Genomic DNA, 22,865 nt, shown 5'->3' with positions numbered 1-22,865 from the left:
AATGACAGGTGAGAAAATTTGGTGACGAATACTGTCAAATCTGTGGCGAGCTGGAGCAGCTCCACGTGGCACAATGCCGCGCCGCGAGGCAGGGTGGAGGGCATGGAATACACCCACCTCGGTCGCAGCGGCCTCTCCGTCTCCCGCCTGTGCCTCGGCACGATGAACTTCGGTCCCGAGACGTCCGAGGCCGACAGCCACGCGATCATGGACCGCGCCCACGAACACGGCCTGAACTTCTTCGACACGGCCAACGTCTACGGCTGGAAGGCCGGCGAGGGCGTCACCGAGCAGATCATCGGCCGGTGGTTCGCCCAGGGCGGCGACCGTCGCGAAAGGACGGTCGTCGCGACCAAGCTCTACGGCAGCATGGGTGACTGGCCCAACGAGACCAAGCTCTCGGCGCTGAACATCCGCCGCGCGTGCGACGCGTCGTTGAAGCGCCTGCAAACCGACTACATCGACCTCTACCAGATGCACCACGTCGACCGGGACACGCCGTGGGACGAGATCTGGGAAGCCTTCTCCGTGCTGCGCCAGCAGGGCAAGGTCATCTACTTCGGCTCGTCGAACTTCGCCGGCTGGCACATCGCCCAGGCGGCCGAGGCGGCGCGCACCCGAGGCTTCCTCGGCCTGGTCTCCGAGCAGTCCATCTACAACCTGATCAACCGCTGGGCCGAGCTGGAGGTGCTGCCCGCGGCACGGCACTACGGCCTCGGCGTCATCCCGTGGTCGCCGCTGCACGGCGGTCTGCTCGGCGGTGTGCTGCGCAAGCAGCGCGAGGGCGGCGGGTCGCGCTCGCTGGCCGACCGGCACCAGGCCGTGCTCGGGACCGTGCGCGACTCCGTTGAGGCGTACGAGAAGCTGTGCGCCGAGCTGGGCGAGGACCCGGCCAACGTCGGCCTCGCGTGGCTGCTGCACCAGGAGGGCGTGACGGCGCCGATCATCGGGCCGCGCACGACCGAGCAGCTCGACAACTCGCTGCGGGCGGCGGAGCTTCGGTTGGACGCCGAGGTGCTCGCCAAGCTGGACGAGCTGTTCCCGGCGCCCGGTCCCAACGGCTCCAAGCCGGCCCCGGAGGCCTACGCCTGGTAGGGGCCTGAACGCGGTGTGGGCGCCACCGACTCGCACTTGGTGACGCCCACACCAGTGATCAGATCAGACCCGGATCCGGTTCCACTGCTGCGGTTCTCCGCCCCAGCAGCGCCACTGCCAGATCTTGCCGCCGTTGCGGTTCTCGTTCGGGTTGGCGTCGAGGCACCTCAGGCTGTGCTCGTTCTGGAGCGTCTTGGCCAGTCCCGGCGCCTGCGCCCACCGCTGGAACGCGGAGCCGTTGCAGCCCCAGACCCAGACCTTGCCGCCGTCCCAGTTCTCGTTCGGGTTGGCGTCGAGGCACATCGAGGTGTTCAACACCGGTCTGATGGTGCCGTCGCTGAAGAACAGCCACTTCTGCTCGTCCGTGCCGTCACGGGTGAACTGCCGCAGCAGGCCGCCGTTCTTGCCGACCTCGCTGCGCAGCACCTCCAGGACCATGCCTGGCGGGGTGCCGACCTGCAGCACGTACGGGCCGTCCACGGCCTGTGCTCCCACCGGTGCGGCGGACGCCACACCCGGCAGCGCCGCGAGCGCGAACGCCGCGGCAGCCATAATGATCTTCTTGAGCAAGACTCCCCCTCAGGAGTTGCGGTGATCGAACACAGCGATGATCGCGACGACCGGAGGGGGAGCACCTGAGCATCGGGATGCTCAAAAACGTTGGCAAATAGCCAAAAGCTGCCAAATCGTGAGGACTCGTCAGTCCTCGAAGTCGTCTTCGTCGTCCCGCGCCAGGTAGGTGGCGAGGCGCTCGACGGCCGTCTCGAAGTCCGGGTTGGCGTCGACGAACGAGCGCAGCTTGTCGGCGAGCCACGCGAGGGTGACCTCCTCCTCGCCGCGCCGCTTCTCGAGCTCCTCGATGCCGCGATCGGTGTGGTACATGGCAGAACTCCCTTGCACGCCTTAGAAAACGAGCCGCCGGACCCCCAAAGAGGCCCGGCGGCTCATTCCGTCATACGGGGTTTACTCGAACGCGCGGGTGATGATCTCGCGCTGCTCGACCTCGTGCACCTTGCTCGAACCGGCCGACGGGGCGGCCATCGGGCGGCGCGACACGCGGCGGACGGTGCCCAGGTGCTCGGGCAGCAGCTCCGGCAGGGCCAGACCGTAGAACGGCCAGGCACCCTGGTTCGCCGGCTCCTCCTGCACCCAGCGGACGTCCTTCGCGTTCGGGTAGCGCTCCAGGGTCTCGGTCAGCTTGCGGGCCGGGACCGGGTAGAGCTGCTCGACGCGCACGATCGCCACGTCGCCGCCGCCGCGCTTCTCGCGCTCGGCGTGCAGCTCGTAGGAGATCTTGCCGCTGCACAGCAGGACCTTCGTGACCGCGTTCGGGTCCTTGATGGTCGGGTCGTCCATCACCGAGTGGAAGCGGTCGTTGATGAACTCGTCCGTGCCGCTGACGGCTGCCTTGAGACGCAGCATCGACTTCGGCGTGAAGACGATCAGCGGCCGGTCGACGCCGTCGAGGGCGTGGCGGCGCAGCAGGTGGAAGTAGTTCGCCGGGGTCGACGGCACCGCGACGGTCATGGAGCCCTCGGCGCACAGCTGCAGCCAGCGCTCGATGCGGCCCGACGTGTGGTCGGGGCCCTGGCCCTCGTGGCCGTGCGGCAGCAGGATCACGACGTCGGAACGCTGACCCCACTTGGCCTCACCGGACGAGATGAACTCGTCGATGATCGGCTGCGCGCCGTTGACGAAGTCGCCGAACTGCGCCTCCCACAGCACCAGCGCCTGCGGGTTCGCGACCGAGTAGCCGTACTCGAAGCCGACCGCCGCGAACTCCGACAGCACCGAGTCGTAGACCATGAACTTGCCCTGGTCGTCCGACAGGTGCTGCAGCGGCGTGTGCTCGGCGCCGGTCTTGCGGTCGATCAGGGTCGCGTGGCGCTGCACGAACGTGCCGCGGCGCGAGTCCTGGCCAGCCAGGCGGACCTTGCGGCCCTCCATCGAGAGCGAGCCGAGAGCGAGGAGCTCCGCGAACGCCCAGTCGATGCCGCCCTCGCGCGCCATCTTCGCGCGGCGCTCCAGCACCGGCTTGACGCGGGCGTGCGGCGTGAAGCCCTCCGGCAGGTTCACGTGCGCGTCGGCGATGTGCTCCAGCACCTCACGCGAGATGCCGGTGGGCAGCTTCGCCGGGATCTGCTGCTCGGCCTCCACCGACGGGCTGACCGTCACCGGGTGCTTCTCGAGCTCGCGGACCTCGTTGAACACGTGCTCCAGCTGGCTGGAGAAGTCCTGCAGCGCCTTCTCGGCCTCTTCGACCGTGATGTCGCCGCGGCCGATCAGGGACTCGGTGTAGGTCTTGCGGACCGAGCGCTTCTGGTCGATCACGTCGTACATCGCCGGCTGCGTCATCGAGGGGTCGTCGCCCTCGTTGTGGCCGCGGCGGCGGTAGCAGACCATGTCGATCACGACGTCCTTGTGGAACGCCTGGCGGTACTCGACGGCCAGCTTGGCGACCCAGTAGCAGGCCTCCGGGTCGTCGCCGTTCACGTGGAAGACCGGCGAGCCGATCATCTTCGCGACGTCGGTCGAGTACTTCGAGGACCGCGAGTGCTCCGGCGCCGTGGTGAAGCCGACCTGGTTGTTGACGACGATGTGGACCGTGCCACCGGTGCGGTAACCGCGCACCAGCGCCAGGTTCAGCGTCTCGGCGACGACACCCTGGCCCGCGAACGCCGCGTCACCGTGCATCGCGACCGGCAGGACGGGGAAGAAGTCGCCGCCCTTGTCGAGCAGGTCCTGCTTGGCGCGCACGATGCCCTCGAGCACCGGGTCGACGGCCTCGAGGTGCGACGGGTTCGCGGTCAGCGACACCTTGGTCTCGCCGTCGCCGAACATCCGGAAGTACTTGCCCTCGGCGCCGAGGTGGTACTTCACGTCGCCGGAGCCGTGCGCCTGGCCCGGGTCGAGGTTGCCCTCGAACTCCCGGAAGATCTGCGAGATCGGCTTGCCGACGATGTTCGCGAGCACGTTCAGGCGGCCGCGGTGCGGCATGCCGATGACGACCTCGTCGAGCTCGTGCTCGGCGGCCTTGTCGAGCACCGCGTCGAGCAGCGGGATGACGGTCTCGCCGCCCTCCAGCGAGAAGCGCTTCTGGCCGACGTACTTGGTCTGCAGGAACGTCTCGAACGCCTCAGCCGCGTTCAGCTTGCTGAGGATGTACTTCTGCACGGTGGCCGGCGGCTTCTCGTGCGGAACCTCGACGCGGTCCTGGATCCAGCGACGCTCTTCCGGCTCCAGGATGTGCATGTACTCGACGCCGACCGTGCGGCAGTACGAGTTGCGCAGCACGCCCAGGATGTCGCGCAGCTTCATCCGCTCCTGGCCGGCGAACCCGCCGACCGGGAACTCGCGGTCCAGGTCCCACAGCGTCAGGCCGTGGCTGAGCACGTCCAGGTCGGCGTGGGAGCGCTGGCGGTAGTTCAGCGGGTCCGTGTCGGCCATCAGGTGGCCGCGGGTGCGGAACGCGTCGATCAGCTCGATGACGCGGGCCGTCTTGTCGACCGCGCCCTCGGGGATGTCGGCGACCCAGCGGATCGGCTCGTAGGGCAGCCGCAGCGACGCGAAGATGTCGTCGTAGAAGCCGTCTTCACCGAGCAGCAGCTGGTGCACGCGCTTGAGGAACTCGCCCGACTCCGCGCCCTGGATGATGCGGTGGTCGTACGTGGAGGTCAGCGTGATGATCTTGCTGACGCCCATGTCGGTGAGCGCCTGCTCGCTGGTGCCCTGGAAGTGCGCGGGGTACTCCATGGCGCCGACGCCGATGATCGCGCCCTGACCGGCCTGCAGCCGCGGCACCGAGTGGTTCGTGCCGATCGTGCCGGGGTTGGTCAGCGAGATCGTGGTGCCGGAGAAGTCGTCCGCGGTGAGCGAACCGGAGCGGGCCTTGCGGATCAGGTCCTCGTAGGCCTGCCAGAACTGCGTGAACGTCATGTTCTCGCAGCCCTTGACCGACGCGACGACCAGCGTGCGCTGCCCGTCCTTGCCGGGCAGGTCGATCGCCAGACCGAAGTTCACGTGCTCCGGCGTGACGACGAACGGCTTGCCGTTCTCCTCGGCGTAGTGCCGGTTCATGTTCGGGTACGCCTGCAGCGCCCGGACCACCGCGTAGCCGATGACGTGCGTGAAGGAGACCTTCCCGCCGCGCGTCCGCTTCAGGTGGTTGTTGATGACGATGCGGTTGTCGGCCAGCAGCTTGGCGGGCACGGCGCGCACGCTGGTCGCGGTCGGAACGGTGAGCGACAGCTCCATGTTCTTCGCGATCGCGGCGGCGGCACCGCGCAGCTGCTTCTGCTCGGGCTGCGCGCTCTGCGTGACCGGCTTGGCCTTGGCGGCCTGCTGCGGCGTCGCCTTGCCGGTCTGCGGCAGCGTGGCCGCGGGCTTCGGCTGTGCGACCGGCTGGGCGGCCGGCTTGGATGCGGCGGGCGCGGCCTTGCCGTTGTCGGCGGCCGGCGGCGTCACGGTCGCGGTCGTGGTGGCAGTGGATCCGCCGCCCGCCGCGCTCGCCGTGGCGGTGCCGTTGCCACCCGCACGCTTGTAGTCGGCAAAGAAGTCATGCCATGCCGGGTCTACGGATGACGGGTCCGCGAGGAACTGCTCGTACATCTCCTCGACGAGCCACTCGTTCGGCCCGAATTGTGACGCAGGACTGCTGCTGGACACGGCTGGCGCTCGCCTCTATCCATCTCGCTCTTGGTGTTGACTCATGCGGTAGTCAGGTTAGTCCCCCTGGCCCGCGCCTTCACACGCTGGAGGCACCTGGCAAGGAGTGCTCAGTCACAGGATCGATCAGGACGGGCCTGGCGTCACCCGCAGTTGAGCAGTTCTTGATGTGCGTCTCACTACGCCGCCTCTCTTTCGGGCAATGGTGGTGGAGCTGTTGGACGGGCATACGCACCGAGAGCAGTGATCAGTTCACGATAGGTGTACCAAGAGCACTCCACGGATTGATCTTGCTCAGGTCAGCGAACTCCTGATCGAGCTGGTCATGGCCTGCACGAACCGGTCTCGTGCTGCTGGTGTCGTGCGGTCCAGCGACAGGTACGGGTTGAGGTCCTCCAGCTCGACCAGCAGCAGGTCGCCGTCCTGGGTGCGGCAGGCGTCGACGCGCTGGACGCCGTGGCCGAGGTCGTTCCATTCGATGAACTTCCGCGCGAATTCCAGGTCTTCGGTCGCCGGCGTGTAGCTCGTGAGTTCCCACCGGTGCGCCGGGTCCGGTGCGTTCAGCGCGTACTGGAACTCGTGGTCCACGAAGTAGAACGAGACCTCGTACCGGAAATCGATCTTGGGCTGGATGAGGAGGTCTCCGCCGGTTTTGTGCGCGAGCGCGTCTGCGGTGACGAACTCCAGGCCGTGCGAGTCGGCGCCGGCTTTGGGTTTCACGACGTACTCGGCTGCCTGCGGAAGCCGGTCGAGGTGGTCGGGCGTGTCGATCGTGGGGATGACCGGGTAGCCCTCGTCCGTCAGGTCGATCAGGTACTGCTTGCCCGCCATGTCGGCCTTGCCGGTGAGCGGGTTGTAGACGCGCTGCCCGGTCGCCCTCGCCTGCTCCTTGAAGTGCGCGTAGGCGTCCGGGTAGTCGATCACCGGGCCGCTGTTGCGAACGACCACCGCGTCGAACCCCCGCATCAGGTGCGCGGCGTCCTCGGGGTGGCAGACGGCCAGGTTGAAGGCCTTGCGGAGCTGCGCGGTCAGGTAGATGTCCTCGTCGCAGTAGCGCCTGCCTCTGGCGGGGTAGGCGAGGTCCGAGACGTAGAGGAGGGACGACACGGCTGGACTCCTAACCGATCAGGCGACGACGCCAGTCGAGCGGTGTGACGTTGATGGCCCGGCCGGGGTTGCGGTCCCACTCGGTGCGCAGGCCCGCCGCTTCGAGCGCCGCTACGACCTCGTCGCCGATGGCCGTGGTGACTTCTTCGGTGCCGTCGAAGCCGCCGTAGTGCAGCATCAGCCCGTGGCCGGACGCGGCGGAATCCGTGGACTGCTCGTGGAAGTAGACGAACCCGCGCGCACCGGGCGCGCTCTCCCCGCCGATCTCGGCCTGACCACAGCTGCGGCAGCAGGTGAAGTTCTCGCGGGCGGTGATGCCGGCTTTGTCGAGGCTCTCGAATGCCTCGGTGAGCCGCTCCGGGTCGGTCTTGCCCTGCCAGGTGGCCTGCTCCGCCAGCCGCTCCAGCCACAACCGGTCGGCCAGCGCCCGCGCCTGCTCGGGTGACACGGGCCTGTGGTCACCGCTGACCAGGTATTCCTCCGCGAGCTCGGCCAGTTCGGCGCGGTCCGCGTAGCCGCCGTTCAGCACCTCGCGGACGCGCTCCTCCAGTTCTTCGAGCTCGTCCTCGTCGAGGTCGAGCGGCGGCACCTCGGGTGCGGGGCCCAGGTTCAGCGGCGACCAGCTCAGCCCGGTGTCCCAGCCCGCTACCTGGCGGGCCCAGCCGGTCAGCGCCTTCGCGACGGCCTCGGGTGCGGCTTTCGTCTGGAAGTGCCGGTCGGCGGCACCGGCGCGGTGCTCCAGCGCGTAGTCCCCGCCGGCCTCGTGCCAGACCTGGGCGAACACGTCGGGCACGTCCGGGATCCGCTGGACGATCAGAAACCGGTCGCCCGCCCCGCCGATCCGCCGGACCAGCGCGGCCAGCTCCTCGGCGCGCACGCGCTCGTGCCGCTCGCCGTTCTCCGTCTCCACCACGATCTCGAGCATGCGCAGACCCTAAGCGGGACCCACGGCCTGTGGTGCCGAGATGAGTGGATGCGACCGGGCTGCCGGGTGCCGCGTGGCCGGGTGCCGTGTGGCCGGGTGCCGCGTGCCGCGTGCCGCGTGCCGCGTGCCGGGTGCCGCGTGCCGAGTGGCCGGGTGCCGCGTGCTGAGTGGCCGCGTGCCGAGTGGCCGCGTGCCGCGTGGCCGGGTGGCCGGGTGCCGTGTGGCCGCGCGCCGGGTGCCGCGTGGCGAGTGCCGCGTGGCCGCGAGTGGCGCGTGCCGCGTGGCGGGTGCTGGGTGGCGGGTGCTGGGTGGCGGGTGCCGCGTGCCGGATGTGCTGGGCGTCAGGTGCCACGTGCCGGGTGCTGGGCCCCAGGCGTTGGGTATGCCCGGTGCTGGGCGTCGGAGTCACGTGTCGGGGCCACGTGCCAGGTGCGGCGCGCCGCGCCTCGGGTGCCGGGTGCTGGGGTGCGACGTGCTGGGCGCCGGTGTCACGTGCGGGGTCACGTGCCGGGTGTGGCGTCTGCGGATGTGAGCTGGCTGTCGAGTGGCTGGGTGGCGTGCGGGTGTGGGTTGGGTGTCGTGTCGCTGGCTGGTGGCGTGCTGGTGGCGGCCGCGTGCCGGGGTGTTGGGGGCGTGGCTTGGAGGTGGTGTGTTCGCTGGGGTGCGGTGGTCAGGCGGCGGCTTCTGGGGTGCCGTGGCGCCACAGGCGGGCGTAGGCGCCGTTGGTGGCCAGGAGGTCGGTGTGGGTGCCTTGTTCGACGATGTGGCCGTCGGCCAGGACGACGATGCGGTCGGCTCGGGCTGCGGTGGCCAGGCGGTGGGCGACCACGAAGGTGGTGCGGGCGCCGGTCAGGTGGTCGGCTGCGGCCAGGACTGCGGATTCCGTTGCCGGGTCCAGGGCTGCGGTGGCCTCGTCGAGCAGGAGGAGGTCCGGGTTGACCAGTTCGGCTCGGGCCAGGGCGAGGAGTTGGCGCTGGCCGGCGGAGAGGCGGGTGCCGCGTTCGCCCACCGGCTGGCGGAAGCCGTTGGGGAGGCCGGCGACCATCGGGAGGGCGCCTACGGCTTCGACGGCGTGCTGGATTTCCGGCTCGGTGGCGGTGGGACGGCCGTAGGCGACGTTCGCGGCCACGTCGCCGCCGAAGAGGTGGGCCTCCTGCGGGACCACGCCGAGGCGTTGGCGGTAGGCCGAGAGGTCGTAGGTGCGGACGTCCACGCCGTCGACCAGGACCGAACCCCCGGTGGCGTCGTAGAAGCGGGCGATCAGTTTGACCAGAGTGGACTTGCCCGCGCCGGTTTCACCTACCAGGGCGACGGTTTCGCCTGGCATCACGTGCAGGGAGACGTTGTCCAGGGCCGGGCGGTCGGCGCCCTGGTAGGTGAAGGAGACGTTGCGGAGTTCCACCTCGCCGTGCAGGCGCGGCGGGACCGGGACCGGGTGTGAGGGCGGTTCGACCGCGGTGGGGGTGCGCAGGAGGTCGCCGATCCGGCGCAGGCCCACGCGGGCCTGCTGGTAGCCGTCGAAGACGCCGGAGAGCTGCTGGATCGGGTTGAAGAACAGGCCCAGGTAGAGCAGGAACGCCAGCAGCACGCCGGGAGTCAGCGTGCCCGTGGCCACCCGGTGGGCGCCGACCGCCAGCACGACTGCCTGGGCCACGCCGGAAAGCAGTGCCACGAAAGGGAAGTAGGTGGCGATGTAGCGCTGGGCGCGCAGGCGGGAGCGGCGGTAGGCGTCGCTGCGTTCGGCGAAGGCCTCCGCGGAGTGGCGTTCGCGGGTGTAGGCCTGGGAGACGCGCAGGCCCGAGACGTTCTCCTGGAGATCGGCGTTGACCGCGCTGACACGTTCGCGGGCCTCGGCGTAGGCGGTGGAGGAGAGGCGCTGGAAGATCGTGGTGGCGACGGCCAGGATCGGCAGCACGGCCAGGGCGATCAGGGCCAGGGAGCCGTCGGTGATCACCAGCGCCGCGGTGATGCCCACGACGGTCAGCAGGCTGATCACGGCGGTGACCAGGCCGGTCTGCAGGAACGTCGAGAGAGCGTCGACGTCCGTGGTCATGCGGGTCATGATGCGGCCGGCCATCTCGCGCTCGTAGTAGTCGAGGCCGAGCCGTTGCAGGTGGGCGTAGCTGCGGACGCGCAGCAGGTAGAGCAGGCGCTCACCGAGGCGGGCGGCGAACACGGTGCTGCCCGCGGTGGTCAGCCAGCCGATCACCACCAGGCCCACGCCGAGGCTCACCGCCAGCCACAGCGCGGACTGCCGGCCCGTCACCACGCCGCCGTCGACACCGAGCCGGACCAGCGCGGGCAGACCCATGCCCACCAACGCGTCGAGCACCACGAGGGCGCCCACCGCGACAAGCGCCCAGCGGACCGGGCGCAGCAGGCTGGCCAGGCGGAAACCGGGATCGGGCGCGCGCGGGTCTTCGCCGTGCAGGACCGGGACTTCGGTGGCGGGTGGCAACGAGCGGACCTGGGCCAGCAGCTCGGGAGTCGGCGGGCCACCTGCGAGGGCGGACAGGCCACCGGCGCCGCCACCTCGGCGGCCGGACGCGGCAGGCGCCGTCGTTCTGGCGTCCTCCACCAGGCGCTGGTCCAGGTCGTCCTGAGAGACCTCCGGCCACAGCTCGCCGGAAGGCTCCGGAGCGGTGGACTCGATCGCCTCGTCCGGGCCCGCCAGCAAATCGCGGTAGAGGGCGCAGCGGGCCGTCAGCTCGTCGTGCGTGCCGATGTCGATCACTCGGCCCGCGTCCAGCACGGCGACCCGGTCCGCCAGCGACAGCGTCGACCGCCGGTGGGCCACCAGGAGCGTGGTGCGATGAGCCGTCACCGAAGCGAGAGTCGCGTGGATGGCCGCTTCGGTCGCGTTGTCCACCGCGGACGTCGCGTCGTCCAGCACGAGGATGCGCGGGTCGGAGAGCAGGGCACGGGCCAGGGCCACGCGCTGGCGCTGGCCGCCGGAGAGGGTCAGGCCGCGTTCGCCCACGACCGTGTCGTAGCCGAGCGGGAGAGCCTCGATGAAGTCGTGCGCCTCGGCGGCCTTCGCGGCCCGCTCCACGTCCGCGCGCGAGGCGTCGGGACGGCCGTACGCGATGTTCGAGAACACCGTGTCGGAGAAGAGGAACGCCTCTTCGAACACCACACCCACCGAGCCGCGCAACGACTCCAGGCGCAGGGTGCGGACATCGGCACCACCGACCCGCACGGCTCCGGAGTGGACGTCGTAGAAACGGGGCAGCAGCAGGGAAACCGTCGACTTGCCGGACCCCGCGGTACCGACCAGGGCCAGGGTTTCGCCCGGCTCCACGGAGATCGAGAAGTTCTGCAGCACCGGTTCGCTGCGGGCGTAGCCGAACGTCACGTCCGAGAACGAGACGGCGAGCGGGCCGTCCGGAACCTCGTCGGGGCCGTCGGTCACGTCCGGCTGCGAGTCGATCAGCTCGTACACCCGCGTCACACCGGCCTTGGCCAGCTGCGCGGTCACCACCAGCCCGGACAGAATCCTGGTCGGGCCCACCAGGTTGGCCACGTACGTCGTGAACGCGAGGAACGTGCCCAGCGTGACCTGGCCGTGCAGCGCCAGCCAGCCGCCCAGAGCGAGCACACCGACCTGGCCCAGCAACGGCAGCGCCGTCACCGTGGCGAGCGGCCGGGACGACAGCCGGGCGGCCCGCATGCGTTCGGCGAACAGCGCGCGAGCGTGCTTCTCCAGCCGCGCCACCTCGCGCATCTCCTGGCCGAAGCCCTTCACCACGCGCACACCGGTGACGGTCTCCTCGACCTGCTGCGCGAGGTCGGCCGCCCGTTGCTGCGCGGACCACGTGGCCGGGAACAACGTCAGCCGGGTGCGTCCGGCGAGCCACGCCACCAGCGGCAGCACGATGACGGCGATGAGCGTCAGCGGCACCGACAGGTAGAGCATCGCGCCCAGAGCGGCCACGGCGAACACCACGGTGCCGACGGCCAGCGGAGCCATCATCAGCAACGACTGCACCAGCTGCAGGTCGGTGATCGACCGCGACACGATCTGCCCGGTCCGCATCTCGTCCTGCTTCGCGCCGTCGAGCCGCTGCACCGCCGAGAACACGTTGAGCCGCAAGTCGTGCTGCACCCCCAGCGCCAGCCGCCCGCCCAGGTAGCGACGTAAGAACGCCGAGCAGAAGGTCAGCAGCTCCAGCACGATCAACACCACCATCAACGCCCACAGACGGTCGGTGCGGCCCGCCGTCGAGTCGTCGATCGCGGTCTTGAGCAGCAACGGGCCCGCCGCCTGCAGCCCCACACCGACGACGGCGGCGAGCACCGACAGCACCACCAGGCGAGGGTGCTGCCAGCACGCGGCAGTCAGTCGGCGGATCCAGCCCTTGGTCACGCAGCCAAGACTACGGACGGGGTCCGACAGTCAACTAGATCTTGGATAAATGCAGGTCAGGTGATGTCCTTGCGAGTCATCAACGCCCAGCTGCCGCCGAACGCCAGACCGACCCACCCGAGGAAGATCAGCCCGGACAGCCACCACACCTGCGCGCCACCCGCGCCCGCGATGATCCGCAGCACCTCGACCGCCTCCTCCGGCACGACCCCGGCCTTGGCCAGGAACAGGTCGGCGACGACCGATCCGGTGAGCCCGTCCACCGACCCGTTCGGCAGGAACCCGACGATCGCCTCCGGCGCGCCCGAGAGCCGCAGGAAGAACTGCGCCAGGTTCTCGATCACCAGGAAGTACATGATCAGCAGCACGGTCACGCCGGCCATGTTCGAGACCAGCCCGCCGAGCCCGACCCCGAACATCGTCATCAGGATCGACGAGATCACGCAGACCAGCGTGAGCATGGCCCAGCCGCCCGTGTCCGGCAGCTGGCCGGGGTGGCTGGTGAGCACCACGCCGAGCGCGATGAACCCCATGATCGCCAGCCCGTAGATCGCGCCCCACATCGCGTAGACCAGCAGCTTGGCCAGCATGGTGTGCATCCGCGACGGCGCGGTCAGGAACGTCGTCGTGATCGTCCGCCTGCCGATCTCCCCGGAGAGCGCCAGCGCACCGAAGATCATCGGGAACATCGTGGTGAGGTTGATCGACCGCGCGATCCCGAACAGCGAGAACTTCCACTGGTCCGGCGTCACCCCGATCAGGTCCGAGAGCTGTTCCGCGTCCGCGCTCGAGGTGAGGTCGACGAAGGCCTGGCCGATCAGCCCGGTCAGCAGGCCTCCGCCCAGCGCCACCAGCACCGTCGGGATCAGCAGACCCCACCACAGGCCGGTCGTCGTCGTTTTGCGGAGCTCCGCCTGTACGAGGTTGCCCATCAGGCCCAACCACCCTGCTGCTGCTGATGCGGAGCCGGCGCGTATCCGGCGTACTGACCACTGGTGAGCTGGAAGAAGAGCCGTTCGAGGTCGACCTGTTCCTCCTGGATGCCGTAGACCGACACACCGGCGCGCAAGGCGACGTCCGCGACGAACTTCGAGTCCACTCCGGACACCGCGAGCCGCCCGTCCACGAGCTGCTCGATCGTCTGCACGCCGCCCTCACGCAGCGCGGTGGCGAGCGCGCCGACGTCCGACGGCTGCACGAGAACGCGGCGTTGTTGTTGCTGGCGAAGGTGTTCCAACGGCCCGTAGTACATGGTCTGCCCGCGCGAGATGATCACGACCTGGTCGACCGTCTGCTCGACCTCGGCCAGCAGGTGGCTGGAGATCAGCACGGTGCGACCCATGCGCGCGTACGACTGCAGGAACGTCCGCAGCCACGCGATGCCCTCGGGATCCAGCCCGTTCGCCGGCTCGTCCAGCACCAGCACCTGCGGATCACCGAGCAACGCCGTCGCGACCGCGAGCCGCTGCTTCATGCCCAGCGAGAACCCGCCGACCGCGCGGTCGGCCGCGGTGCCGAGGCCGACCAGGCTCAGCACCTGGTCGGCCTGCGCGTCCGGCACGCCGATCGCCGCCGCGTAGACCCGGAGGTGGTTGCGCGCGGTGCGGCGCGGGTGGAAACCCTGCGCCTCCAGCACCGCACCCACCACGCGGCCGGGCTGGCCGAGCTGGTGGAACTGCCGTCCGTTGATGGTCGCCGTGCCGCTCGTGGGCTTCACCAGACCCAGCAACATGCGCAGGGTCGTCGTCTTCCCCGCGCCGTTCGGGCCGAGGAAGCCCGTCACACTGCCGGGGGACACGGTGAAGCTCAGGTTCTGCACCGCTGTCACAGGACCGAACTGCTTGGTCAGGTTCTGGACCGCGATGAGGCCGCTGCCGTCATGCATGCGGCCCATCCTGCCTGAAAGCTCAGTCCGGCAAGGCGTGCTTGGGACGGGACACGACCGGCGCCCGGTGCACCTGCGGCGGCACGTCGGACAAGATCGGCGGCAGTTCGGCGGTCAGCTCGACCGGTGCTTCCTCAGGAATCTCGATCGTGCCTGATCGGGTGAACGGGTTGCGCAACGGCTTGCGGCGTTCCCGGTGCGGCAGGCCCTCGCCGATCAGGTGCTGGTGCGCCATGTTCCAGACCTGGCAGGGCCACCGCCGTCGCCGCAACCAGCCAGGACACGCCTTGCAGCGGCCGTCCTCGTCGGGCTGGTGCACCGTCAGCAGCAGGCGCCAGCCGTCCGCCAGGCGGTGGATCTCCGCGCGCGCCAGCGGAACCAGCGCCTCGGCCTCGCCGTGCTCGGCCACCTTGTCCAGCAGTGCCAGCCGTTGCAGCACCGCGTCTCGCAGGGCGTCGTCCATCACATCTTCGCCGTGGCCTGGTCGAGCAAAGAGCCCAGCCGACGCGTCTGGGTGGCGGACATCACAGCGGTCTCGCCCGGTGGCGTGACCAGGAGAACTCGGTCGTTCTCGACCAGAACGGTCATCGATCTGTCCCGACCGAACGGGTCGTGGCAGTGGATCCATCCCTGTGGTTCAGCCATGGAATCTCCCTTCGAGGGACACCCGACTCCGTCTTCATCGGCCGTCGGCCCTGCTCGCCGCACCGCGCGACGGGGAATTCACTCGTTTGCTGGACGGGCCGAACACAGGCAGTGGTCCAGTCGGGGAAACTTTCTGGTCGCGTTTCGGTGGGGGTGCTGGGCGGCGGTGCCCTGGGCCCGCTATATTTGGTCACGGCGGCCCCGCTCCCAGTGACCCCCAGGCTGGTTGAGCGCGGCCGCCCTTTAATTTCTTCTCCTTTCGCCCGCTGCGGGCACTCCTCGTCTCTGAGCGAAATCCTCTTGCGTCCTGCGCTCTCGTACGCTGTAAGGTCCTCGTACACCGTAAGGGGGACGAGAGATGACTTCGACGACCGAGAAGGTCGGGGTGCACCCGCACCCCCAGCGCTGGGCCGTGCTCGGCGTGCTCTGCCTGTCCGTGATGGTCGTGGTGCTGGACAACACCGTGCTGAACGTGGCGATCCCGTCGATCTCCACGGGCTTGGGGGCGAGCACCGCGGACATCCAGTGGATGATCAACGCCTACTCGCTCGCGCTGGCGGGCCTGTTGCTCACCACCGGCAGCCTCAGCGACCGGTTCGGCCGCAAGAAGGCGTTGCTGGCCGGTCTGCTGCTCTTCGGCGCGGGCAGTGCCGTGGCGGCCTACGCGGGCTCGTCCGAGGCGTTGATCGCGGCGCGAGGCTTCATGGGCATCGGCGCGGCGATGCTGATGCCGGGCACGCTGGCCGTGCTGATGCAGTTGTTCGACGAGAAGGAACGCCCGAAGGCCATCGGCATCTGGGCGGCGGTGACGAGCCTCGGCTTCGCGGCCGGCCCGGTGATCGGTGGCGCGCTCATCAAGAACTTCTGGTGGGGCTCGGTGTTCCTGATCAACGTGCCGGTGGCGCTCCTCGCGATCGCGGCCGTGGCGGCGCTGGTGCCCGAGTCCAAGGATCCGGCCGTGCGCAAGCCGGACGTCGTGGGGTCGGTGCTGTCGATCATCGGCATGGTGGCGATCGTGTACGCCGTGATCGAGGTGCCGGAGCACGGGTTCGGCTCGGCGGAGTTCGGCGTACCGGTCGCGCTCGGTCTCGTGACCATGACCGGATTCGCGTTGTGGGAACGGCACACCGCCGAGCCGATGCTCGATCTCGGGTTCTTCAAGGACCGCCGGTTCACCGGTGCGGTGGCGTCGGGAGTGCTGGCGGCGTTCGGCATGGCGGGCTCGCTCTTCCTGCTGACACAACACCTTCAGGGCGTGCTCGGCTACAGCCCGTTGGAGGCCGGCATCCGCGTGGCACCGATGGCGATCGCGTTGCTCATCACCAGCAACACCCTCGGCCAGCTCGTGCTGAAACTGGGTGCGAGCAAGGCGATGCTGCTCGGCATGACGATCGTGGCGGGCGGCGTGGTGCTGCTGTCGGTCGGCACCACCTACCCGCCGACGCTGGCCGGGCTGATCCTCATCGGCGTCGGAGTCGGTGTGACACAACCGGTTGCGGTCAACGCGTTGATGGGCTCGATCCCGCCGGAACGGGCCGGCATCGCGTCCGGGCTCTCCGGCACGTTGACGGAGCTGGGTTCGTCGTTCGGCATCGCGGTGCTCGGCGCACTGCTGTCGGCGCGGTTCGCTTCCGAGCTGCCGGACGGTGTGCCGGGGCGGTCGCTGAGCGAGGCACTGCACAGCGGTGCGGACGTCACGGTCGTGCGCGAGGCGTTCTCGTCCGGCATGAGCGTGAGCCTGGTGATCGGCGCGGTCGCGGTGTTCCTGGGAGGTGTTGTGGCCAGCGTGTTGTTGCGTCGTGCCTAGGATTGTCGGTGTGGACAGCGTCTGGTTCAGCAAACCCCGGCCCAGCAGCGGTCAGCCCCTCGGCCTGAGCCGGGAGGCGATCGTCCGCAAGGCGATGGAGATGCTGGACGAGCACGGCCTGCAGAAGCTGTCCATGCGCAAGCTCGCGGCGGAACTGGGTGCGGCGCCCATGTCGCTGTACTGGCACGTGCCGACGAAGGACGCGCTGATCGAGCTCTGCCTCGACGAGATCTACGGCGAGTTCGACCTGCCCGCCCCGGACGCCGACTGGGAACCCGCGTTGCGCGGGATGATGCACTCGTTGCGTCATCTCGCGCTCAAGCACCCGTGGTGGGTGCGCGGCATCGGCGAGTTCAACTCGATCGGCCCGAACGCGGTGGCGATGGCCGACTCGATGATGGAACCGATGCTGCGCGCGGGCCTGACGACGGCCACGGCCGCGCAGTCGGTGTCTACGGTGTCGAGCTACGTCACGGGGTACGCGATCGCCGAGGTGAACTTCATCGGCCGCGGCGGGATGGACATGCCGCCGCCGGACCTGGGCAGGATCGCCGAGCTGTACGGCGAGAAGCACCCCCGTTACGTCGAGATGCTGGGCTCGCAGGAGGTGTGGTCGCTGGAGGGGCAGTTCGAGTTCGGGCTGGACTGCGTGATCGACGGCATCAAGGCGCGCGTGGCAGCCCTCAGATAGGCGAAACCCCCGCAGCGTGATCGCGTGCGGGGGCCTCATTCATTCAGTTGGCTTTCAGATGACGGTCTCCAGCGGCGTGTGCACGAGGCCGGTCGCCTCGGCCACCGGGCCGTTGGTCAGCTGTCCGGCGTGGACGTTGAGGCCGAGGGCGAGCGAACGGTCGTCCTTCAGCGCCTGCGTCCAGCCCTTGTCCGCCAGCGCGACCGCGTAGGGCAGCGTCACGTTGGTCAGCGCGTAGGTCGAGGTGCGCGGGACGGCGCCCGGCATGTTCGCCACGCAGTAGAAGACCGAGTTGTGGACCTCGTAGGTCGGCTCGGCGTGCGTGGTGGCGCGGGAGTCCTCGAAGCAGCCGCCCTGGTCGATGGCGATGTCGACGAGCACCGAACCCGGCTTCATGTCGGCGACCAGCGCGTTCGAGACGAGCTTCGGGGCCGCGGCGCCCGGCACCAGGACGGCGCCGATGACCAGGTCGGCCTCGCGGACGGCCTGCTCGATCGCGAACGAGTTGGAGGCCAGGGTGCGCAGCCGGCCCTGGAACTGGGCGTCGATCTGGCGCAGGCGGTCGACGTTGGTGTCGAGGATCTGCACGTCCGCGCCCATGCCGACGGCGATGGTGGCGGCGTTGACGCCGGCCACGCCGCCGCCGATCACGACCACGCGGGCCGGGGCGACACCGGGGACGCCGCCGGGCAGCACGCCGCGGCCGCCGGAGGGCTTCATCAACGCGAACGCGCCGACCTGCGGGGCCAGCCGGCCCGCGACCTCGGACATCGGGGCGAGCAGCGGCAGCGAGCGGTTCGGCAGCTGCACGGTCTCGTAGGCGATGGCCGTGGTGCCGGAGGCCAGCAGGGCCTCGGTCAGCGGCTTGTCGGCGGCGAGGTGCAGGTAGGTGAAGAGGGTCTGGCCGGCGCGGAGACGGGGGTACTCCTCGGCGATCGGCTCCTTGACCTTGAGGACCAGGTCGCCCTCGGCCCACACGTCGTCGGCGGAAGCGAGGATCTTGGCGCCCGCGGCGAGGTACTCCTCGTCCGTGATGGCGGAACCGAGACCGGCGCCCTGCTCGACGAAGACGTCGTGGCCGCGGCTCGTCAGTTCGTGCGCACCGGCAGGGGTGAGAGCGACGCGGTACTCGTGGTTCTTGATCTCGCGGGGAACAGCGATCCGCACGATGACTCCTCCGTTCGGTGGCCGACATCTCACAATGTGGGGCACCCGGAAGGTCATGTCACCGTGCGGATCGCACTATCCGGTCACTGGCTGGTTGTTCTGCTAGGACAAAGCCACTTTGAAGACCCATGCGTGCTGGCCGACGCCCTGAGGCACGTCTACCACCAGTTTTCCACCCGATCGGGTCCATTTCAGGGGCCTGTCATGTCCCAGCAAGGTGATCTTGTCCGAGTCCTTGAGCGGCACTGGAACGTCGACCACGAGCTGTGCCCCCGGCTGGACCAGCGAGGTGATGTAGAACGCCTCGTTCGGCTTCACCGTGAACCGCAGCGGACCCTGCTGGGCCATCCGCGACCAGTACGTCGTGCCGTAGATCGACTCGCCGTTCGTGCGCAGCCAGGCACCCGTCTCGCGCAGCCGCTGCTGCATGATCTCGGGGATCGAACCGTCCGCGCGCGGGCCGATGTCCAGCAGGAAGTTGCCGTTCTTGGACGTCGTGTCGACCAGCGTGTCGATCACCTCGTCCGCGGTCATGTACATCGAGTCCGGTGTCGCCCGGTTCCAGCCGTACGACCGCGGGTCGAGGCCGCGCGAGGCCTCCCACTTCTTCACCACGGTGTTCGGGTACGTCGCGTACTCGGGCGTCGTGTAGTCGTGGGTCGGGATGCCGCACCGGTCGTCGACCGTGACGTCCTTGGGGACGGCCCGGTTCTTGGCCTTGTTGAAGTAGTCGGCCATGACCCGCCGCGAGTCGTTCGCGCCGCCGATGTCGCACCAGATGACGTCGGGGTCGTACCCGTTGACCAGCTCGCTCATCTGCGGCGCCTGGTAGTCCTTCACGAAGTCCCGCCCGGCCTGATAGCCGGTGTAGGGCTCATCAGCTCCGGTCCAGGGGTTCTTCGGACCGTGCCCGCTCCACGGACTGTCCGGGTTGAACCACTCCGGCATCGAGAAGTAGAGCCCGTTCTTCAGTCCTGGCGTGTACTTCCGCGACGCCTCGAACAGCTCCTTCACCAGGTCGCGCTTCGGTCCCAGGTCGACGGAGTCCCGGCCGGACACCTTCGAGTCCCACAACGCGAAACCCTCGTGGTGCTTGGAAGTCAGCACGTAGTACTTCGCGCCCGACTCCTCGAACAGCCGAACCCACTCGCGCGGATCGAACTTCGAGGCCGTGAACTGCTGGATGAACTGGTCGTACGAGAAGTCCTTCCCGTAGGTCGCCGCGTGGTACGGGTTGACGGCGTTCGCAGGGTCCTGCATCCACTGCCAGTACCACTCGGCGTACTGCTCACCCGGCGGCGACCAGGCGGGCACCGAGTAGAGCCCCCAGTGGATGAAGATCCCGAACTTGGCGTCGTCGAACCAGTACGGCGACTCGTGCGCGGCCAACGACGCGTCCGTCGCCTGGTAGTCCGCCACACCGAGGGTGAACCGGGCGTCCTGCGACGCCGAAGCCTTCGCCGACGAAGCGATGACGCGACCGTCGAACGTGCCGGTGCGGTACGCGTGGATGCCGATCCGCACCCGAGCTTCCTCACCGGGCGCGAGCCGCTTCACCGACGCCGGTGCGAGCGTCACGAGACCGAGCCCCTCGGCCCGCACCGAGACGTTCGACAGCCACTGGTCACCGAGGTTCACCACGGTGGCCTCGATCGTCTGCCCGCCAAGGCGCGGCAGCTTGGTCGTGCTGCGCGCACCGCGGACCGCGATCACCGAGCCCTTGCCGACCGGTTGCACCGAGAGCGCGAACACGTGCAGCGAGGACTTGCCCTCGACTGCCGGGTTCGTGACCGGCAGCGTCACGCCGACGGCCTCCTTCTGGGGATCCGCCCACACCTGCGAGGTCCCGATCGACACGGCGTGCTGGTCGGTGCCGCCGGGCGAGTAGCGGAACGGCGCGGAGATCGGACCACTGCCCGCGTACCAGTCCGGTCCGCTCATGGCACCTGTCGTGGTCGATCCGTCCGCGTAGTGCACGGTGGCGGTCCCACCGGCTGCCCCGTACGACGACGCCACGAGGAAGTGCAGGGTCAGGTAGCGCCCGCGCGGCAGGTCGATCCGCTGCCCCAGAGCGACCACGTTGTTGTTCTTGGCCTGTGAATTTCCCGGGAACAGGTACGGCACGCCATCCGCCGTGACCTGCCCGGACGGCAGTCCTTCCGCCGGGAACGCGTAACCGGAACCGTCGAAGTTGCCGGTCCGGTCCGACGCGGTGTCGATGCCGTCGTTGTCGAAGTACTGGCTGATGGGAACTGTGATCGGAGCTGGTGCCTCCGCGGCCGATGCGGCGGGGACGGGGGTAATGACCAGCGAGGCGAGCAGCGCGGCGATGAACGCTTTCCTCATGAGACCTCCGATGTCTGCCTCTCCTCACCATGGCAGCGCTCTCCCCGATGTCAACCATCTCGCGTTGACACTTGGCGGGGGACGCACATAGCGTTCGCCTGGTCTCGAAGGACTCAAAACTGAACATCGGCCGTGGTGCCCTTTGGTCCAACCAGGGCGGCACCGAAACCCGAGTGGGAGAGACCTCGACGAAGCAGCCGAGGCGCCGAAGGGGCAAGCTCCCGCACACTCTCAGGCAGCAAGACCGCTCGGGGTAGGCAACTCTGCACGGCGGAGGGGGTAGTCACCTGACCGAGCCGTCACAGCCAGAGGAGTCGCCGTGGAGTTCCCCGAGAACCTGCTCTACACCGTCGAGCACGAGTGGGTCGACTGGACGCCGGGTACCCAGGACCCGCTGACCTGCGGAATCACCGAGTACGCCGCGGACGCCCTCGGCGACATCGTCTTCGTTCAGCTGCCCGAGCTCGGGGCCAAGGTCGTCTCGAACGCCGTCTGCGGCGAGCTCGAGAGCACCAAGTCCGTCAGCGACCTGTTCTCCCCGGTGACCGGCGAGGTGATCGAGGTCAACAGCGCGGTCGTCGACGACCCGGCTGTCATCAACAACGACCCGTACGGCGCCGGCTGGCTGTTCAAGGTGCGCGTGGAGTCGGCGGAGAACCTGCTCACGGCGGCCAAGTACGCCGAGCTCACCAAGGACTGACGTGCAGAACCCCACCACGAAGGACTGATCAGTGGCGATCAGCGTTTTCGACCTTTTCTCCGTCGGTATCGGGCCGTCCAGCTCCCACACGGTCGGCCCGATGCGCGCGGCGGCGATGTTCGTCGAGAAGCTCGGGGCACGGGTGTCCGAAGTGGACCGCGTGCACGTCGAGCTGTTCGGCTCGCTCGGCGCGACCGGGCACGGTCACGGCAGCCCTAAGGCCGTGTTCCTCGGTCTCGAAGGCAACCACCCCGAGGAAGTCGACCCCACGATCGCGGCCGCCCGCGTCGAGGAGATCGTCACCTCCGGACGCCTGAAGCTCGGCGGCGCGCACGAGATCGGCTTCGTGCACGACCGCGATCTCGTCATGCACCGCCGCAAGTCGCTTCCGTTGCACCCCAACGGGATGAGCTTCGAGGCGTACCGGGGTGGCGAGTCCGTCGAGCACGCCGTCTACTACTCGATCGGCGGCGGGTTCGTCGTCGACGAGAACGCGAGCGGTACCGACCGGATCAAGCCGGACACCACCCCGCTGGCGCACCCGTTCCTGACCGGCGACGAACTGCTCGCCCGGTGCCGCGAAACCGGCTTGTCCATCAGCGAGATCATGATGGCCAACGAGCAGTCGTGGCGCAGCGAAGAGGAGATCCGCCAAGGACTTCTGCACATCTGGCACGTGATGCAGGAGTGCGTCGAGCGCGGCTGCACCGAGCACGGCGTCCTGCCAGGCGGTCTGAAAGTCCGCCGCCGCGCCGCCGAGATGCGCAAGCGGCTGGAGAGCGAGCACTTCGTCACCGACCCGCTGCGGGTCATGGACTGGGTGACGCTCTTCGCGTTGGCGGTCAACGAGGAGAACGCGGCGGGCGGCCGGGTCGTCACCGCGCCGACCAACGGCGCGGCGGGCATCGTCCCGGCGGTGCTGCACTACTACACGAAGTTCGTGCCGGGTGCGAACGACGACGGCGTGGTCAGGTTCCTGCTCACGGCGGCCGCGATCGGCGTGCTGTTCAAGGAGAACGCCTCGATCTCCGGCGCCGAGGTCGGCTGCCAGGGCGAGGTCGGCTCGGCGTGCTCGATGGCAGCCGGTGGTCTGGCCGAAGTCCTCGGCGGCACCCCGGAACAGGTCGAGAACGCCGCCGAGATCGCCATGGAGCACAACCTCGGCCTCACCTGCGACCCGATCGGCGGCCTGGTGCAGATCCCGTGCATCGAGCGCAACGCCGTCGCGTCGATCAAGGCGATCACCGCGGTGCGCATGGCGTTGCGCGGCGACGGCTCGCACTTCGTATCGCTCGACAAGGTCATCAAGACCATGCGCGACACCGGCAAGGACATGTCGGTGAAGTACAAGGAGACCGCGCGCGGCGGCCTCGCGGTGAACGTCATCGAGTGCTGACCTGCGCGGGCGCGCGTCTCAATTGACCGATGTGGACTTTCGAGACGCGCGCCCGCTGTCACACTCGTGA

At 69.0% G+C, this 22,865-nt stretch carries 18 protein-coding genes and 1 riboswitch; of the genes, 6 read left to right on the top strand and 12 right to left on the bottom strand.

The annotated features are described in order from the left end of the window. The first annotated feature begins 102 nt into the window (after positions 1 to 102). Positions 103 to 1,095: an aldo/keto reductase gene (locus ABZX92_RS06725; protein ID WP_355554805.1), complete on the top strand. Its 993-nt coding sequence runs from the start codon at positions 103 to 105 to the stop codon at positions 1,093 to 1,095. A 63-nt stretch (positions 1,096 to 1,158) separates the two neighbouring features. Here ABZX92_RS06725 and ABZX92_RS06720 read toward each other — a convergent pair whose 3' ends face one another. From ABZX92_RS06720 to ABZX92_RS06700, 5 genes are all read right to left on the bottom strand, one after another. Next, complete coding sequence (locus ABZX92_RS06720; protein ID WP_355554803.1) at positions 1,159 to 1,665, bottom strand: RICIN domain-containing protein; 507 nt, start codon at positions 1,663 to 1,665, stop codon at positions 1,159 to 1,161. 129 nt (positions 1,666 to 1,794) lie between these two features. Next, positions 1,795 to 1,977 (bottom strand): DUF6104 family protein, encoded by a 183-nt coding sequence (locus tag ABZX92_RS06715; RefSeq protein ID WP_109639288.1) that lies wholly within the window; start codon positions 1,975 to 1,977, stop codon positions 1,795 to 1,797. 81 nt (positions 1,978 to 2,058) lie between these two features. Continuing rightward, positions 2,059 to 5,760: a multifunctional oxoglutarate decarboxylase/oxoglutarate dehydrogenase thiamine pyrophosphate-binding subunit/dihydrolipoyllysine-residue succinyltransferase subunit gene (locus ABZX92_RS06710; protein ID WP_355554802.1), complete on the bottom strand. Its 3,702-nt coding sequence runs from the start codon at positions 5,758 to 5,760 to the stop codon at positions 2,059 to 2,061. A 294-nt stretch (positions 5,761 to 6,054) separates the two neighbouring features. After that, positions 6,055 to 6,867 (bottom strand): hypothetical protein, encoded by an 813-nt coding sequence (locus tag ABZX92_RS06705; RefSeq protein ID WP_355554800.1) that lies wholly within the window; start codon positions 6,865 to 6,867, stop codon positions 6,055 to 6,057. Positions 6,868 to 6,877: 10 nt separating this feature from the next. After that, a complete protein-coding gene (locus ABZX92_RS06700; protein WP_355554799.1) occupies positions 6,878 to 7,792 on the bottom strand; it encodes a hypothetical protein in 915 nt (304 codons plus the stop codon). A 44-nt stretch (positions 7,793 to 7,836) separates the two neighbouring features. Between ABZX92_RS06700 and ABZX92_RS06695 the strand changes: the two genes are divergently transcribed. Continuing rightward, positions 7,837 to 7,959 (top strand): hypothetical protein, encoded by a 123-nt coding sequence (locus tag ABZX92_RS06695; RefSeq protein WP_355554797.1) that lies wholly within the window; start codon positions 7,837 to 7,839, stop codon positions 7,957 to 7,959. A gap of 503 nt (positions 7,960 to 8,462) precedes the next feature. Here the strand turns inward: ABZX92_RS06695 and ABZX92_RS06690 are convergent. From ABZX92_RS06690 to ABZX92_RS06670, 5 genes are read right to left on the bottom strand one after another with little or no spacing between them, the layout of a single operon-like run. Further along, the gene (locus ABZX92_RS06690) at positions 8,463 to 12,158 is read right to left on the bottom strand and encodes an ABC transporter ATP-binding protein (RefSeq protein WP_355554795.1); all 3,696 of its coding nucleotides are present in this window, start codon (positions 12,156 to 12,158) and stop codon (positions 8,463 to 8,465) included. 56 nt (positions 12,159 to 12,214) lie between these two features. Beyond that, positions 12,215 to 13,090, bottom strand: a complete 876-nt coding sequence (locus ABZX92_RS06685; protein ID WP_355554793.1) for a hypothetical protein — start codon at positions 13,088 to 13,090, stop codon at positions 12,215 to 12,217. Continuing rightward, complete coding sequence (locus tag ABZX92_RS06680; RefSeq protein WP_355554791.1) at positions 13,090 to 14,043, bottom strand: ABC transporter ATP-binding protein; 954 nt, start codon at positions 14,041 to 14,043, stop codon at positions 13,090 to 13,092. The genes ABZX92_RS06685 and ABZX92_RS06680 overlap by 1 nt, the downstream gene beginning before the upstream one ends. Positions 14,044 to 14,065: 22 nt before the next feature. After that, on the bottom strand, positions 14,066 to 14,506 hold the full coding sequence (locus ABZX92_RS06675; RefSeq protein WP_355554789.1) for a hypothetical protein: 441 nt from the start codon (positions 14,504 to 14,506) through the stop codon (positions 14,066 to 14,068). Next, positions 14,506 to 14,688: a hypothetical protein gene (locus ABZX92_RS06670; RefSeq protein ID WP_045312139.1), complete on the bottom strand. Its 183-nt coding sequence runs from the start codon at positions 14,686 to 14,688 to the stop codon at positions 14,506 to 14,508. Before ABZX92_RS06670 ends, ABZX92_RS06675 begins: the two co-directional genes overlap by 1 nt. 358 nt (positions 14,689 to 15,046) lie before the next feature. Between ABZX92_RS06670 and ABZX92_RS06665 the strand changes: the two genes are divergently transcribed. Both ABZX92_RS06665 and ABZX92_RS06660 read left to right on the top strand, forming a co-directional pair. After that, entirely contained in the window at positions 15,047 to 16,495 is a 1,449-nt protein-coding gene (locus ABZX92_RS06665) for an MFS transporter (RefSeq protein ID WP_355554787.1), read from the top strand. Between the two features lie 10 nt (positions 16,496 to 16,505). Further along, on the top strand, positions 16,506 to 17,186 hold the full coding sequence (locus ABZX92_RS06660; protein WP_355554785.1) for a TetR/AcrR family transcriptional regulator: 681 nt from the start codon (positions 16,506 to 16,508) through the stop codon (positions 17,184 to 17,186). A 54-nt stretch (positions 17,187 to 17,240) separates the two neighbouring features. Here ABZX92_RS06660 and ald read toward each other — a convergent pair whose 3' ends face one another. Both ald and ABZX92_RS06650 read right to left on the bottom strand, forming a co-directional pair. Next, positions 17,241 to 18,353 carry an alanine dehydrogenase gene (gene ald / locus ABZX92_RS06655; RefSeq protein WP_355554783.1) on the bottom strand — a complete coding sequence of 371 codons (1,113 nt, stop codon included), beginning with the start codon at positions 18,351 to 18,353 and terminating at the stop codon, positions 17,241 to 17,243. Positions 18,354 to 18,455: 102 nt separating this feature from the next. Further along, positions 18,456 to 20,699, bottom strand: coding sequence for an alpha-L-fucosidase (locus ABZX92_RS06650; RefSeq protein WP_355554781.1), 2,244 nt, complete (start codon positions 20,697 to 20,699; stop codon positions 18,456 to 18,458). A gap of 164 nt (positions 20,700 to 20,863) precedes the next feature. Beyond that, positions 20,864 to 20,956: riboswitch (glycine riboswitch) on the top strand. A 62-nt stretch (positions 20,957 to 21,018) separates the two neighbouring features. Here ABZX92_RS06650 and gcvH point away from each other — a divergent pair. Then, entirely contained in the window at positions 21,019 to 21,399 is a 381-nt protein-coding gene (gene gcvH / locus ABZX92_RS06645; protein ID WP_355554779.1) for a glycine cleavage system protein GcvH, read from the top strand. Positions 21,400 to 21,430: 31 nt separating this feature from the next. Further along, on the top strand, positions 21,431 to 22,795 hold the full coding sequence (locus ABZX92_RS06640) for an L-serine ammonia-lyase (RefSeq protein ID WP_355554777.1): 1,365 nt from the start codon (positions 21,431 to 21,433) through the stop codon (positions 22,793 to 22,795). Positions 22,796 to 22,865: the final 70 nt, after the last annotated feature.

This window comes from Lentzea sp. NPDC006480, from assembly GCF_040611995.1.
Lineage (GTDB): Bacteria > Actinomycetota > Actinomycetes > Mycobacteriales > Pseudonocardiaceae > Lentzea.
Note: the sequence above shows the minus strand (reverse complement) of the source record. Positions and strands in the feature narration are given on the sequence as shown.

What these genes read in the sequence shown, in the direction of transcription:
- ABZX92_RS06725 (WP_355554805.1), top strand. Translation starts at nt 103, where the DNA reads ATGGAATACACCCACCTCGGTCGCAGCGGCCTCTCCGTCTCCCGCCTG.
- ABZX92_RS06715 (WP_109639288.1), bottom strand. Translation starts at nt 1,977, where the DNA reads ATGTACCACACCGATCGCGGCATCGAGGAGCTCGAGAAGCGGCGCGGC.
- ABZX92_RS06700 (WP_355554799.1), bottom strand. Translation starts at nt 7,792, where the DNA reads ATGCTCGAGATCGTGGTGGAGACGGAGAACGGCGAGCGGCACGAGCGC.
- ABZX92_RS06685 (WP_355554793.1), bottom strand. Translation starts at nt 13,090, where the DNA reads ATGGGCAACCTCGTACAGGCGGAGCTCCGCAAAACGACGACGACCGGC.
- ABZX92_RS06680 (WP_355554791.1), bottom strand. Translation starts at nt 14,043, where the DNA reads ATGCATGACGGCAGCGGCCTCATCGCGGTCCAGAACCTGACCAAGCAG.
- ABZX92_RS06675 (WP_355554789.1), bottom strand. Translation starts at nt 14,506, where the DNA reads ATGGACGACGCCCTGCGAGACGCGGTGCTGCAACGGCTGGCACTGCTG.
- ABZX92_RS06670 (WP_045312139.1), bottom strand. Translation starts at nt 14,688, where the DNA reads ATGGCTGAACCACAGGGATGGATCCACTGCCACGACCCGTTCGGTCGG.
- ABZX92_RS06665 (WP_355554787.1), top strand. Translation starts at nt 15,047, where the DNA reads ATGACTTCGACGACCGAGAAGGTCGGGGTGCACCCGCACCCCCAGCGC.
- ABZX92_RS06650 (WP_355554781.1), bottom strand. Translation starts at nt 20,699, where the DNA reads ATGAGGAAAGCGTTCATCGCCGCGCTGCTCGCCTCGCTGGTCATTACC.